Source organism: Pseudoalteromonas issachenkonii, assembly GCF_002310795.1.
GTDB lineage: Bacteria > Pseudomonadota > Gammaproteobacteria > Enterobacterales > Alteromonadaceae > Pseudoalteromonas > Pseudoalteromonas tetraodonis.
In genome coordinates, this window is record NZ_CP011030.1 from 2905921 (window position 1) to 2919806 (window position 13886).

At 40.9% G+C, this 13886-nt stretch carries 13 protein-coding genes; 8 read left to right on the forward strand and 5 right to left on the reverse strand.

Annotation, left to right across the window (positions count from 1 at the left end; all coding sequences use genetic code 11):
• Nucleotides 1-4 precede the first annotated feature (4 nt).
• Nucleotides 5-661, reverse strand: a complete 657-nt coding sequence (murU, locus tag PISS_RS13485) for an N-acetylmuramate alpha-1-phosphate uridylyltransferase MurU (RefSeq protein ID WP_058155258.1) — start codon at nucleotides 659-661, stop codon at nucleotides 5-7.
• Nucleotides 658-1659: an aminoglycoside phosphotransferase family protein gene (locus PISS_RS13490; RefSeq protein ID WP_058155259.1), complete on the reverse strand. Its 1002-nt coding sequence runs from the start codon at nucleotides 1657-1659 to the stop codon at nucleotides 658-660. Before PISS_RS13490 ends, murU begins: the two co-directional genes overlap by 4 nt.
• A 94-nt stretch (nucleotides 1660-1753) precedes the next feature.
• Between PISS_RS13490 and lptD the strand changes: the two genes are divergently transcribed.
• From lptD to PISS_RS13525, 7 genes are all read left to right on the forward strand, one after another.
• Entirely contained in the window at nucleotides 1754-4000 is a 2247-nt protein-coding gene (lptD, locus tag PISS_RS13495) for an LPS assembly protein LptD (protein WP_008464121.1), read from the forward strand.
• Between the two features lie 96 nt (nucleotides 4001-4096).
• Nucleotides 4097-5392: a peptidylprolyl isomerase SurA gene (surA, locus tag PISS_RS13500; protein ID WP_008464120.1), complete on the forward strand. Its 1296-nt coding sequence runs from the start codon at nucleotides 4097-4099 to the stop codon at nucleotides 5390-5392.
• A 2-nt stretch (nucleotides 5393-5394) separates the two neighbouring features.
• A complete protein-coding gene (pdxA, locus tag PISS_RS13505; RefSeq protein WP_058155260.1) occupies nucleotides 5395-6387 on the forward strand; it encodes a 4-hydroxythreonine-4-phosphate dehydrogenase PdxA in 993 nt (330 codons plus the stop codon).
• Entirely contained in the window at nucleotides 6384-7190 is an 807-nt protein-coding gene (gene rsmA / locus PISS_RS13510; RefSeq protein WP_008113221.1) for a 16S rRNA (adenine(1518)-N(6)/adenine(1519)-N(6))-dimethyltransferase RsmA, read from the forward strand. Before pdxA ends, rsmA begins: the two co-directional genes overlap by 4 nt.
• Nucleotides 7174-7563 (forward strand): Co2+/Mg2+ efflux protein ApaG, encoded by a 390-nt coding sequence (gene apaG / locus PISS_RS13515; protein WP_008113223.1) that lies wholly within the window; start codon nucleotides 7174-7176, stop codon nucleotides 7561-7563. The genes rsmA and apaG overlap by 17 nt, the downstream gene beginning before the upstream one ends.
• 15 nt (nucleotides 7564-7578) lie before the next feature.
• A complete protein-coding gene (locus PISS_RS13520) occupies nucleotides 7579-8397 on the forward strand; it encodes a symmetrical bis(5'-nucleosyl)-tetraphosphatase (RefSeq protein ID WP_058155261.1) in 819 nt (272 codons plus the stop codon).
• Nucleotides 8398-8700: 303 nt separating this feature from the next.
• The gene (locus PISS_RS13525; RefSeq protein WP_013465904.1) at nucleotides 8701-10716 is read left to right on the forward strand and encodes a methyl-accepting chemotaxis protein; all 2016 of its coding nucleotides are present in this window, start codon (nucleotides 8701-8703) and stop codon (nucleotides 10714-10716) included.
• A gap of 358 nt (nucleotides 10717-11074) precedes the next feature.
• Here the strand turns inward: PISS_RS13525 and rpmG are convergent, their stop codons facing one another.
• The 3 genes from rpmG to radC all read right to left on the reverse strand — a co-directional run bounded on the left by rpmG (nucleotide 11075) and on the right by radC (nucleotide 12425).
• Complete coding sequence (gene rpmG, locus PISS_RS13530; RefSeq protein ID WP_004587947.1) at nucleotides 11075-11230, reverse strand: 50S ribosomal protein L33; 156 nt, start codon at nucleotides 11228-11230, stop codon at nucleotides 11075-11077.
• Nucleotides 11231-11241: 11 nt separating this feature from the next.
• On the reverse strand, nucleotides 11242-11478 hold the full coding sequence (gene rpmB, locus PISS_RS13535) for a 50S ribosomal protein L28 (RefSeq protein WP_008464111.1): 237 nt from the start codon (nucleotides 11476-11478) through the stop codon (nucleotides 11242-11244).
• A 272-nt stretch (nucleotides 11479-11750) separates the two neighbouring features.
• Complete coding sequence (gene radC / locus PISS_RS13540; RefSeq protein WP_013465906.1) at nucleotides 11751-12425, reverse strand: RadC family protein; 675 nt, start codon at nucleotides 12423-12425, stop codon at nucleotides 11751-11753.
• Between the two features lie 141 nt (nucleotides 12426-12566).
• Here radC and coaBC point away from each other — a divergent pair, with 141 nt between their 5' ends.
• Entirely contained in the window at nucleotides 12567-13760 is a 1194-nt protein-coding gene (coaBC, locus tag PISS_RS13545; protein ID WP_013465907.1) for a bifunctional phosphopantothenoylcysteine decarboxylase/phosphopantothenate--cysteine ligase CoaBC, read from the forward strand.
• Nucleotides 13761-13886 lie beyond the last annotated feature (126 nt).

Consider the following 13886-nt stretch of genomic DNA (forward strand, 5'->3'; position numbering starts at 1 on the left):
TAGCTTATGGCGCTAGTTGTTGGTTAAGAGCCGATAAACGCTCTGGTGTGCCTATATCGTCCCATTGGCCAATATAGAGTTCAGTGGAGACTAAATGTTCATTTAATTTTTCACGTAGCAAAGGGCCTAATGGCCGAATGCCTGGGGCTAGCCCCTCAAAAAAGTCAGCTTGATAACGCCCTATCCCTGAAAAGGTATACCGCTGGCTATTTGTCGGTAAGTGGCTCAGTGCAAAATCGCCATCAGGATTATGCGCAGGGTTTTCAACCAATACAATGTGCGCCTCTTTAGGCTGTAAATGTAGCTGCATTAATGCACTGATATCGTAGTCGCTGTAAACATCCCCATTAATCACAATAAATGATTCACCAAGTAAAGGAAGCGCTTGAATAATACCGCCTGCGGTTTCAAGCCCGCCCGTCACTTCTTGGCTATAGGTTATAGTCACGCCCCACGCGCGCCCATCTGCAAAATAGGTTTTTATTTTATCTCCTTCCCACGCAAGGTTAATTATTATTTGAGTAATACCTGCAGCCTTTAGGCGCATAATATGATGCTCAATCAGTGGTTTTCCCGCTACACATAACATAGGCTTAGGTAACTCTGCGGTGAGCGGCATCATACGTTTACCGCGCCCAGCGGCTAATATCATCGCCTTCATGGTTGTTCCTCTTTTAACCGCTGTTGCACCTTTGGCACCACGCTAGTTTTTATCAAAGCCGATAAGTCGCTAAGCTCAGGGTATTGTGCCGCCACCTCTATTACGTATTCAAGTGTAGGGAGTATATTTGCTAAGTAACCTTGTTTACCATCACGCAAATATAAACGACAAAAAATACCCGCCGCTTTTAAATGGCGTTGCAAACCCGTTAAATCAAACCAATATTTAAATTCTGCAAATGACTCGTTAGTTATTAAACCTTGGCGTTTAAATTCGTCGTAACCAAACTCAAGTAAATGATTCAGCTCGTCTTTAGGCAATTTAAAGTAGCAGTCTCTTAAAAGTGAGACTAAGTCGTAACATAATGGGCCTTGTACCGCGTCTTGATAATCAATAATCGCCCATTGCTGCTCGCAGCGCATAATATTACGACTGTGATAATCCCGGTGCATTGTGACTGTGGGTTGCTCAAGCAGTGTATTTATTAGCAGCGCTGTGCTTGTTTGCCAAGTCTGTTGCTGCTCTGCACTGAGCTCTGCGCTAATAAAATCATTAACCAGCCAATTTTTAAAAATATCCAACTCTAATGCAATAAAGTCACGGTCATACGGATTCATTGACGGCGCGGCTGGAATTTTTGCCCACTTGGCACTTAAACTGATCAGTTGCTGGTAATACTCGCTGCGATTGGCATCATCAAGCAAGTCAGCTAAATGGGTGCTACCTAAATCACTTAGAATAAAAAAACCTTGCTGCTCGTCACTATGAATAATGGATGGTAATAAAAACCCCTGCTCAGAAAACACCTTGTTTAATGCAATATAAGGGACGTTGTTAACTTTTTTTGGATCGGAGTCCATCACAATAAAGTTTTTATTTTCAGCGTTTAACCTATAATAACGGCGAAAACTGGCATCTGCAGTTATTGCATTAAGCGCATAGGATTGCTCACCAAAGTGAGTATTAATAAACTGTTGTAAACTCTCAAAGCGTGTCATTTTATAAGCTATCTATTTTTCACTAATTACTTTGCCATTGTTTTCCTTTATTATGTATAGCTTGTAACTAATCACAGAGCATAAAGGTCGATAAATGAGCAAAACCTGGGGCATTTTGATGCTAAGCGTACTGAGCGCACCATCGCTTGCCGAAACTGAACTGACACACAACTTTTGTGGCACTTCAATGCAAACCAGAGCTTGGCAACCGCTTGCTGGCCTTGAGCTTGGAACGGTTGATATCAGCGCTGATGACGTTGAGCTTTTAGGCACACAAAGCGCTGAATTTACTGGCAATGTTGATATTAACACCGTTAACATGAGTTTGTCCGCACAATCAGCACTGATTGATAAACAACGTGGCCTGCTTAATGCCACTGGCCCAATTACCTATCGCGATTATGTAAGCCACGTACAAAGTTCGGGCTTAAATGCCGATTTAAATAACTCAGCATTTAGTTTATTAGGCGCACAATACAGCCTAACACAACAACAAGGTAAAGGCGGCGCGGAAAAGCTCACCATCGATAAGTCTGGCTTAATGCTGATGAATGCAAGCTTTACTGCGTGCCCAGGTAATACGCCTGTGTGGGCTATTGAAGCCGATGAAATAAACTTATCACGTGAAGAAGGCTGGGGCGAAACCTACAATGCCGTGCTACGTATTTTAGATACGCCGGTACTCTATTTACCTTATTTTACTTTCCCACTCGATGAGCGCCGTAAGTCAGGCTTATTAACGCCCAGCTTTTCAAGTTCAGATCGCTATGGGTTAGAAACGATTACGCCTTATTATTGGAACATTGCCCCTAATTATGATGCCACTATTACCCCGCGTTATATGTCACGTAAAGGGCTACAGTTACAAACTGAATTTAGATATTTAACCCCAGAGCACCAAGGTTTAGTGGCTGTAGAATATTTAAATAAAGATGACTCAGAGCCTGAACTTAACGAGCGCTTTTTGTTTCATTGGCAACAAAAAAGTTATATTGGTGAAGACTGGCGAGCCAGTATTGATATTACCAATGTTAGTGATGACAACTACCTAACTGATTTAAACTCCGCTTATGCCAGTAAAACCGATACGCAGCTTTATCGTACCGGCTCGCTAACCCATATGGGCGAAATGTGGCGTACTGATATAAAAGTGCAAAACTTTGAAGTACTAGGTGACCACTTAGAATCATACACGGCGTTACCACAAATTAGCTTTACCCAAACTACCCCATGGAAAATTGATTATTTCGATTTTAGTGTTTCAGGCGAGCTGAGCCATTTTACTAACAGCTCAGCGGTAATTGACCAAGCTACTCGCGTGCACATCGAACCTAAAGCACGCTTTGATTACAAAGAATATGCTTGGTCGTTTTTATCTGAAGTAAGCTTGCTTCAAACTAACTATAAACAAGACGGTGATTTACAGGGTACACAGTATAGCGATAATGTTTCGCGTACTTTGCCTAAAGTGCGCTTATATTCTCAGCTTAACTTTGAGCGCGACACCTCAATTTTTATTGACGATGGTATTCAAACTCTAGAGCCACAAATTCAGTATTTATATACGCCTAATAAAGATCAGTCTGACATTGGCTTATACGATACCACCAAGTTACAAGATGACTTTTTTGGTTTATTCAGGGATGCGCGTTTTTCAAGTGTTGACCGAATTGCCGCAGCTAATCAATTTACGCTCGGGGCTACAACGCGTTTATTTGATAAGAAAAATGAAGAAGTATTTAACTTCAGCGCAGGCCAAATATTTTATTTAAGTGATTCAGCCAAGCCTACAGAGCAAGGGCTTAATAGCGATAGTAACTACAATGCCTTGTTTGCAGCGCAAACCATGTTACATTGGCACCGCCGCTGGTATTTATCGGGTGGTATTCAGTACGACACGGATGGCAAGCAAATTATCCAGTCAAATTTAACCTTAGACTACAAAGGTGACGATAATCAGCTGGTTCAATTGAACCATCGCTATGCAAATGATGTCTCAGGAAATACAATCGAGCAAGCGGGCTTATTTACAAGCATCCCTATCAGTGACGAGTGGCAATTTATTGCAAGTTACCATCGCGATCTTGATAATAACCGCAGTATTGAAGTATTTAGTGGATTACAGTATGAATCGTGCTGTTGGGCGTTCCAAATTACTGGCCATCGCCAAATTGAAACTGATTTAAATCAGTCAATTGGGCAACCCCAAGCCACTTTTGATTCGAGTATTCGTTTGAATTTTGTATTAAAAGGGCTTGGTAGTAAAAGCCGTTACGATGCTCAAAAATTATTACAACAAGGTATTTTTGGTTATCGTAGGCCGTATTTTCTTAATGACTAAACTGCTTTATTTATAGTAAAAATTTACAAATAACTATATCAATTTAGCCGTATTTAGCATTACAACAGTACTATTAGTAAGAGTAGTAAAAAGAATATGAATTTAAAAAAATTATTAACATCAGCAGTTTTAACGTTCAGCTTATGCCAAAGTGCATTTGCCGCCCCTGTCGAAATAGATAAAGTAATTGGTATTGTAAACCAAGGCGTTATTTTAAAAAGTGAAGTAGACACCATTGTTGATCGCGTAAAAAAACAAGCAGAAGAACAAAACCAACAGCTGCCAAAAGACGAAACACTGCGTGTTCAGGCGATTGAGCGTTTAGTAAATCAAACCTTGATGATGCAGATGGCTGAGCGTATGGGCTTAGAAATTTCAGATAGCCAGCTTGACCAAACCCTTGCCAACATGGCTAAAGAGCAAGGCGGTACAATTGCTGATTTGCGTCGTACTATTGAAGCGTCGGGTGAGAGCTTTCAAGCTTACCGCGAAGAAATTCGTAAAGAGATAACCACGCAACAAGTTACGCGTGCAAACGTAGACCGCCGTATATATGTAAGCGATCAAGAAATTGATAACCTACTAAAAATTATGGATAGCCAAGGCCAAAATGCCGAAGAATATGATATTGGTCATATTCTTATCGATATTCCAAGTGGTGCAAGTGCAGACGACGTAAGCTCAGCAAAAACACGCGCAGACAAAGTTATTGAGCTGCTGCAAGACGGCCAAGAATTTAAGCGTATTGCCATTTCATCATCAAGTGGCTCAAAGGCCCTTGAGGGCGGCCAATTAGGCTGGATGGGCATTAACGAAATGCCATCGTTATTTGCAGAAGCTGTAAAAGGTAAAAAGAAAGATGCGATTATTGGTCCACTTCGTTCCGGTGCGGGTTTCCACATCATTAAAGTACAAGACGTACGTGGGCGTCAAGTAGTTGAAACCACCGAAGTTAAATCTCGTCATATTCTTATTAAGCCTTCAATCATTTTAAGTGAAGAAAAAGCACGCACTATGCTAGCTGGCTTTGTTAAAGATTTACGCGCCGGCGATGCTGACTTTGCAGAACTTGCTAAAGAATACTCACAAGACCCCGGTTCAGCACTTAAAGGTGGTCAATACGATTGGACTGATCCAACCACCTACGTGCCTGCGTTTAGAGATACGTTACTATCACTTGATAAAAACGAAATCAGCGAACCATTTAGAAGTCAGTTTGGCTGGCACATTGTGCAGTTACTAGATAAACGTGTTGCAGATAAGACCGAGCAAGCTAAACGTAATCGTGCACATGGCATGTTGTTTAATCGTAAATTTAAAGAGGAAAGCTTTAACTGGCAGCAAGAAATGCGCGAACAAGCCCATGTTGAAATTTTCCCAATAGACGAATAATTATGACCTTAAGAATTGCGGTAACCCCAGGTGAGCCTGCAGGCATTGGCCCAGACTTGCTATTAAAACTGGCACAGCATAGCTGGGATGCGCAACTAGTAGCGATTGCAGATGCATCGCTACTAAAACAGCGCGCTAAGCATTTAGGTTTAAACATTAAATTAATTGAATTTGATGAACAAGCCAAAGCAATGCCAACAGCAGCAGGTAGCTTATATATTAAGCAGATTGATTTAGCAGAGCCCGTTGAGCTTGGCGTTCTTAATGACGCCAATGGGCAATACGTTTTAGATACATTACGTATTGCCAGCGAGAAGAATATGGATGGCACATTTGATGCCATTGTTACGGGGCCTGTTCATAAAGGTATTATTAACCAAGCCGGCATTTCTTTTAGTGGCCATACTGAGTACTTTGCTCAGCAATCAGGTACAGCCGATGTGGTTATGTTATTAGCCACTGAAGGTTTGCGTGTTGCCCTAGTAACTACACATATTCCGCTTGCTTATGTCTCTCGTGCTATTACGCAAGAGCGACTAGTTAAAGTGGCTAATATTCTTAATCATGACTTAAAAACGAAATTTGGCATTGAGCAACCACGTATTTTAGTCTGTGGCTTAAACCCACATGCCGGTGAAGATGGCCATTTAGGCCGCGAAGAAATCGACACGATTACGCCTACGCTCGACCTACTAAGAGCTGAGGGGATGAACTTAATCGGACCTTTACCAGCCGATACCCTATTTCAAGATAAATACCTAAATGAAGCCGATGCAGTGCTGGCTATGTATCACGATCAGGGATTACCTGTGCTAAAATACAAAGGATTTGGTAAGTCAGTGAATATAACTCTCGGCCTTCCATTTATTCGCACCTCAGTCGATCACGGTACTGCGCTTGATTTAGCCGGTACAGGCGATGCTGATGTTGGCAGTTTTGAATTAGCGATCCGCGAAGCAATTAAGCTCGCCCATGAAAAAGCACAGAATCAATGACCGATAAAGTACACTTAGGACACCGCGCCCGTAAACGTTTTGGCCAAAACTTTTTATTCGATGAGTCAATCATCGACAAAATCGTCACCGCTATCGATCCTAAACCGCAAGATAATTTAGTAGAAATTGGCCCAGGTCTAGGCGCTATTACCGAGCCTGTTGCCGATTTAAGTGGCCATTTAACGGTTGTTGAGCTAGATAAAGATTTAGCCCAGCGTTTAATTGAACACCCATTTTTAGGGCCAAAATTAACCGTTAACCAAGGCGATGCAATGAAGTTTGATTTTGCAAGCCTAGTTAAAGATGACAAAAAACTAAAAGTATTCGGCAACCTGCCGTACAACATTTCAACGCCTTTGTTGTTTCACCTGTTTGAATTTGCCGATCATATTGAGCACATGCACTTTATGCTGCAAAAAGAAGTGGTAAAGCGCATGGTAGCAGGCCCTGGTAGTAAAACCTTTGGCCGCTTGAGTGTAATGACTCAATACTACTGTCATGCGATGCCTGTGGTAGAGGTACCGCCTGAATGCTTTAAACCGGCACCTAAAGTCGATTCTGCGGTTATTCGCTTAATCCCTAAAAAGGCACAGCAGCGCACCGCTAAAAGCGTTAAAATATTAAACACCGTTTGTTTAGAAGCGTTTAATCAGCGCCGTAAAACGTTGCGTAACAGCCTTGGCAACCTTCTAACCGCTGACGAATTAACCAGCATTGGCATTGATATTACTTTGCGAGCTGAGAGCCTGTCGTTACAACAATTTATTGATATAGCTAACTGGATTTATGACAACAAGCAGTAATATAGGATCACCTGTAAAGGTATCTGTTGAAACGTTTTATGTAGAAGAGCAATCGCAACCTGAACTAGATAAGTTTGTGTTCGCCTACTCCGTTACTATAAAAAACCACAGTTTATGCAGTGCAAAGCTACTTAGCCGTTATTGGCTAATTACTGATGCCAATGGCAAAGAAGTAGAAGTGCAAGGCGAAGGTGTGGTGGGTGAAACCCCAGATATAGCCCCAGGTGAAAGCTACAAATATACCAGTGGTGCAATAATAGATACACCGGTAGGCACCATGCAGGGACATTACACTTTACGTAACGAGTTTGGTGCTGAATTTAAAGCACCCATAAACGTATTCCGCTTAGCCTGCCCTAATATCCTACACTGATAAAAACAGGTAACAATGGCCGACTACGCAATAGGTGATTTACAAGGCTGCTTTGACGAATTTAGTTTATTGTTAAAGCAAGTCGACTTTAACCCTAGCAAAGATCACCTATATTTAGTGGGTGATATTGTCGCTCGCGGCCCAGACTCTAAAGCGTGCCTTGATTATATTTATCAACATCAAGACAGCGTTAGCGTCACATTAGGCAATCATGACTTACACATGATTGCCTGTTATTTAAATAACGTTACACCTAACCCCAAAGACAAACTCACTGCACTGTTTAACAGTAGTAAACTGCCCCACTACATCGCGTTTTTACAAACTCAGCCTTTAGCGCTTTATTTAGAACAATATAATTGTTTTATCTCTCATGCAGGACTTAACCCTGATTGGTCGTGCGCACACGCTATTGAACACGCACAATTTGCGCAGCAATGTTACAGTCAAAACAATGCCGAGTTCTATTTTAAAAACATGTATCAGCCTCACCCGCTAAAATGGAGTGAGCAACTTGATGATGCTGCTAAATTTCGTTACATCGTTAATTATTTCACTCGCATGCGCTTTATTACGCCTGATAATTTGCTCGATTTTAATGCAAAAGAAGCAACAACAAATTCATCATCACTAATTCCTTGGTTTTCTCATCCTGCCATTATGAACGCTCAACATGACCTAATTTTTGGACACTGGGCAGCACTTGAAGGCAAAACGCCCTACAACCACCTTTATGCTCTAGACACGGGTTGCGTATGGGGTGGCTCAATGACACTAATAGAACTGCAAAGTAAGCAAAAATTTTCAGAAAAATCACAACTTTTGTCTAAATAAACTGAAAAAAGTTAATACATCTGTTAAGTTTAAGAGTGGATGTTAAATTGCATAATTACAAAACATTCACAATAATGTGTAAAAAATAGCAATACTCTTATAATTGAGTTAAACATAGACAGTAAACGAGTATTATTGCCTAAATTATTTTTTATCTTTAATAAAAGCTTAGTTTGTAATTAAGTTTTGCGGTAAATTTAGCAACTAACTATTAACAGTAAAAATTAATTATTTTTAATTACTTAACTTATTGTTGAAAGCGCCGATAAGTTTTAATAGACGTATTTTTGAATGGAAAACCATATGAATCTAACAGTGAGTCAACGTATTTGGGGTGGTTTTATATTTATCACTTTATTACTTTTAATTATTGGCGGTAACTCTTTAATAAAAATAGCAAATATAGATCGTTCAACTCAAAAAGTTAATCAGCTATCGCTTCCTGCATTAAACAAGAGCGCTCAGTTACAAGCTGAATTTATTTTGATGAGTAAAGCCGCTCAAGCTAGTTTCCATATAACATCGGCTCAAGAACTCGCCACGTTAAAAGCGCAAATAGAAGAGCAAAAACAAATATTTAATAAATTGCACCGCGAACTACAACAAGTTGTTAAAGACGATCCACAGCTAAACAAAAGCAGCCTTGAAGTTGAAAAAACCTACCAGAGCTTTTCAAATATCATAAACAGCCTGCTTAAAGATAAAAACACCCAGCTAGTGCTTAACAAAAAGCTCAAAGCGCAACTAGAAACCGTTGAGCTCGCGGCAGAAGATGCCAACTCTATGGTACTTGATATTATTGATATTGATGGTTTAGAGGATAATCATCCACGCGCTTATCAAGCAGCTAATAATCTAGAAAATAACTTTATGTCCGTGGTTACCAGCAGCACCGACATGCTAACCGTTAAAACGCTTAACACGCTCGATATTATTAAAAATGAACAAGTGTATTACTTTGAAGAAGTCGTTCGTACCGTTTCATTAATAAAGCCGGCGATAGAGCAAAGTCACAGCAGCTTGTTTAATGACTTAAAGGGTTATGTAGATACCCTAGAGAGCAATATTTTAGGTAACGATAGCCTTTCAGCGAATAAAAAACGCCTTATTGACGCAATAAGCACAACCGAGCGTGAATTAGCAGAGTCTGAAAAAGCGACTAAAACAGCGCTTAGCCAAATTGACGAATTAGTATTACAAGCCAGTGGCGTTGCATTTACATTACAAGAGGGCGTACGTAGTGACGTAAACTCAGCTAATTTATGGACATGGATAGGTATGATCATTGCGACTATTATCGCTGTGCTTGTAGCCATCATTACGGTTAACCGTATTACTAAGCCATTAGCGGAAGTAAATCGTATTCTAGATATTGTTGCCAGTGGTGATATGACTCAACGCTTAGATGACAGCGCAAAAGATGAATTTGGTGAATTATCGAAAAGTTGTAATACCTTAATCGATAGTTTACGTAGCTTAATCACCGGTATTATTTCACGTTCAACACAACTTGCAGCCGCTTCTGAGCAAACCTCAACAATTACCGGTGAATCAAGCAAAGCAATCAGTAATCAGCAAGCGCAAGTAGAGCAAGCAGCAACCGCAACCACTGAAATGAGCAGCACATCACAAACAGTGAGTAATAGTGCACAACAAGCACTGAGCGAAATTAAAAATGCCGATAAAGAAGCGGAGCGCGTTAAAGGTATTTCAAATCAAAATAAAGCAACCATTGAGCAACTCGCCTACGAGGTAGACGAAGCATCAAGTGTTATCAATAAACTACACAAAGATAGCGCATCAATTGGTAGTATTTTAGATGTTATTCGCGGTATTGCCGAGCAAACTAACTTACTCGCACTTAATGCAGCGATTGAAGCCGCTCGTGCCGGAGAGTACGGCAGAGGCTTTGCTGTGGTAGCTGATGAAGTAAGATCACTTGCAAGTAAAACACAAGAGTCGACCCAAGAAATTCAATCTATGATTGAGTCACTACAGTCGGGCGCTGAAGAAGCGGTTAAAGCTATGGAAAAAGGTAAAGAACGCGCGGTTTCGTGTGTTGAGCAAAGTGACTTAGCCAACAGTGCACTGGATTCAATTACCCTTGCAGTATCACAAGCGCATAATGTCAGTGAAGAGATATCAACAGCAGCACAAGAGCAACAACAAGTATCACAAGAGATCAGTGAGCGCTTAGAGTCTATTGTTGCTATTGCCGAGCAAACAGCAGAAGGCGCTGTACAAACGAATATTTCAAGTTCAGAAGTGGCTAAATTAGCCGAAGAACTAAGAATATCAGTAGAGAACTTTAAAGTATAAATATCGCGCTGTAAGTAGCCTTAGAGCTACTTACAGCTCATACCCCAGTAAGTCAGCGTAAAGCCTCCTTCTTCCTCTTCAGGCATACTTAAACAGCTCATAACCGCACTCTAAATACACAACACCAAACGACTTAGCTCGTAAAATTATTTAATGCTCATACTCTTTATGTTTTTTAGTTATAAACAACTGATGCCATTATCTACGGAATAATTCGTGGTGCTTAACAAAAGCCAATTAGCGATTTAATTCAATGGGTATCATTACGGTGATATGGTTTCGGTGGATGATAGAGCAGATTTTAAAAACAAAAAACCCAGCATAAGCTGGGTTTTTACATTTCTGAAAGAAAACTAAATTACTTGATTTTAGCTTCTTTGAAAATCACATGTTTACGAGCCTTAGGATCGAATTTTTTGATTTCCATTTTTTCAGGCATGTTACGCTTGTTCTTGTCGGTAGTGTAGAAAAAACCAGTACCAGCAGTTGAAACTAAACGGATCTTATCGCGCATAATTCAGTTCCTTAAACTTTTTCGCCACGAGCACGGATTTCAGTAAGAACCGTGTCAATGCCTTTTTTATCGATAATACGCATACCTTTAGTAGTAGTGCGTAATGTTACAAAACGTTTTTCACTTTCAACCCAAAAACGGTGTGTTTGTAGGTTAGGTAGGAAACGACGTTTAGTCGCGTTTCTCGCGTGTGAACGGTGGTTACCAACCGCTGGACGCTTACCTGTAACTTGACATACTTTAGACATGTCTATATATCTCCAATAACTTCGCTCGAGCTTAATTTTCCCTAAGGCCATGTATTGTGCCCTAGAGATAAATCGAAAGGGCGCTCTTTATACAGCTTTTACAGGCAAAGATCAAATACTGATCTTATCCAACCAGCTCATGTGTAAATTTGATAGCGGCTAATTATAAAGATCGAATGCCCTTAGGGAAAGTAAAAACTGCATTTAAATTAAACTAATTTGCCAAAACGCACTAAACCGCTCATTTTTAGCACATATCTGAAGCGATAAACTCAAATCAGTCCCCGTTCGGCAAACGAAACACTGCTTTCACCACCAATAATAATATGATCCAACACATTTATGTCGACTAATTGCAGTGCTTGGCACAACTTATTGGTAATGAGCTTATCGGCCTGACTCGGTTCTGCAATACCACTGGGGTGATTATGTGAAAAAATAACCGCCGCCGCATTATTTTTCAGTGCCGCCTTTACCACTTCACGCGGATATACACTGGCCGCATTAATTGTGCCGTAAAATAATATTTCATCTTTTAATAAACGATTTTGACTATCAAGATACAACACCATAAATACCTCTTGCTGCAATCCACGCATTTGCAGCGTTAAATAGTCATAAACGGCTTGTGGAGAGTTAAAAACGGCGTCGCGTACAAAGCCTTCTTGCATGTAACGCTGGCTTAGCTCAAGTACTGCTTGTAGCTGAACATATTTAGCCATTCCCAAGCCTTTTTGCGCACAAAATTCATCCATACTGGCATTAAACAAATTATGCAGGGTTTTATTTTCGTTGATCAGATGCTGCGCCAACTCTATGGCATTCATGCCGGGTAGGCCCGTGCGCAAAAATATAGCTAATAGTTCAGCATCAGAGAGTGCCTTTGCGCCCTTTTCTAGCAGTTTTTCTCGCGGGCGGAGCGAATTAGGCAGTGACGTTAATTGCATGATTCATCCTTGAAAGATTACTGTACTGTATAACTGTAATGCAAAATCAAAAATTAGCGCGATAAAACGCATTTTATCTTAGCTGTCACGCTCAAGATTTGTTATTTTAGCCACCATATTTTATAAAATTGATGAACAACCATGATTAATTTAACAAATAAAAAAATAGTGCTGGGTATTAGCGGTGGAATTGCAGCGTATAAATGTGCTGAACTCGTAAGACGCTTAAAAGACCATGGTTGTGACGTTAAAGTAGTAATGACCGAATCAGCAAAACATTTTATCACCCCGCTAACCATGCAAGCTGTGAGTGGTGAAATGGTGTCTGACTCATTGCTAGACCCATCAGCCGAAGCCGCTATGGGACATATTGAATTTGCCAAATGGGCTGATTTAATTTTAGTTGCCCCTGCCACCAGCAATATTATTGCGAAAATGGCCGCAGGGATTGCTGACGACTTGCTCACGACTTTATTACTGGCGACCCCCGCAAAAGTTGCCATCGCACCAGCTATGAATCAGCAAATGTACGCACACCTTGCAACGCAAACTAATATAGCCACTTTAAAGGCTCGTGGCGTTGCTGTTTGGGGACCAGGTAAGGGTGAGCAAGCTTGTGGTGATGTCGGTGCTGGGCGAATGCTTGAACCGCATGAATTAGTGAGTTTATGCACTGAACCTGCGCAACCACAACTCTTAGCAGGTAAAACAATTACAATTACCGCAGGCCCAACCCGTGAACCTCTCGATCCTGTTCGTTTTATATCAAATCATAGCTCTGGAAAAATGGGCTATGCACTGGCGCAAGCTGCGTTATCATTTGGCGCACACGTGAACTTAATTTCAGGCCCGGTAACTATTACAGCACCGCAAGGTGTTAATTTAATTAATATAGAAAGTGCTGAACAGTTACTGCATGAGTCACTCAAATATGCGCCTCACTCAGATGCCTTTATTGGTTGTGCCGCTGTGGCCGATTATCGTGCAGCAAGTATCGCCACGCAAAAAATGAAAAAACAAGGCGATGAACTCACTCTTAGCTTAGTTAAAAACCCAGATGTAATAGCCGCGGTTGCAAACCTCACACAAAACCGCCCTTACACCGTCGGCTTCGCCGCAGAAACGCAGAACGTTGCTAATTACGCAAAGGGGAAACTAACCAATAAAAACCTCGATATGATTTGTGCCAACGATGTATCGCACAGTGATGTAGGCTTTAATTCTGAGCGCAACGCACTCACCCTGTATTGGCAAAATGAACAACTCGACTTACCTGAAACCAGTAAAATAGAAATAGCGGTTAAAGTGATCGAGCAGCTCGCCAAACGATTATAAAAAGGCTGGAAACAAACTGAATAAAACATTAACATGATGACGCCTTGTGACCTTTTAGTGTAATTTTACTGCGCTAAAATAGCTTAACGCTTGCGCAGTACTAGTGCATCGCTGTAATACGTGCAA

Coding starts and splice junctions, on each gene's coding strand:
- murU (WP_058155258.1), bottom strand. CDS start 661: ATGAAGGCGATGATATTAGCCGCTGGGCGCGGTAAACGTATGATGCCG.
- PISS_RS13490 (WP_058155259.1), bottom strand. CDS start 1,659: ATGACACGCTTTGAGAGTTTACAACAGTTTATTAATACTCACTTTGGT.
- lptD (WP_008464121.1), top strand. CDS start 1,754: ATGAGCAAAACCTGGGGCATTTTGATGCTAAGCGTACTGAGCGCACCA.
- surA (WP_008464120.1), top strand. CDS start 4,097: ATGAATTTAAAAAAATTATTAACATCAGCAGTTTTAACGTTCAGCTTA.
- pdxA (WP_058155260.1), top strand. CDS start 5,395: ATGACCTTAAGAATTGCGGTAACCCCAGGTGAGCCTGCAGGCATTGGC.
- rsmA (WP_008113221.1), top strand. CDS start 6,384: ATGACCGATAAAGTACACTTAGGACACCGCGCCCGTAAACGTTTTGGC.
- apaG (WP_008113223.1), top strand. CDS start 7,174: ATGACAACAAGCAGTAATATAGGATCACCTGTAAAGGTATCTGTTGAA.
- PISS_RS13520 (WP_058155261.1), top strand. CDS start 7,579: ATGGCCGACTACGCAATAGGTGATTTACAAGGCTGCTTTGACGAATTT.
- PISS_RS13525 (WP_013465904.1), top strand. CDS start 8,701: ATGAATCTAACAGTGAGTCAACGTATTTGGGGTGGTTTTATATTTATC.
- rpmG (WP_004587947.1), bottom strand. CDS start 11,230: ATGCGCGATAAGATCCGTTTAGTTTCAACTGCTGGTACTGGTTTTTTC.
- rpmB (WP_008464111.1), bottom strand. CDS start 11,478: ATGTCTAAAGTATGTCAAGTTACAGGTAAGCGTCCAGCGGTTGGTAAC.
- radC (WP_013465906.1), bottom strand. CDS start 12,425: ATGCAATTAACGTCACTGCCTAATTCGCTCCGCCCGCGAGAAAAACTG.
- coaBC (WP_013465907.1), top strand. CDS start 12,567: ATGATTAATTTAACAAATAAAAAAATAGTGCTGGGTATTAGCGGTGGA.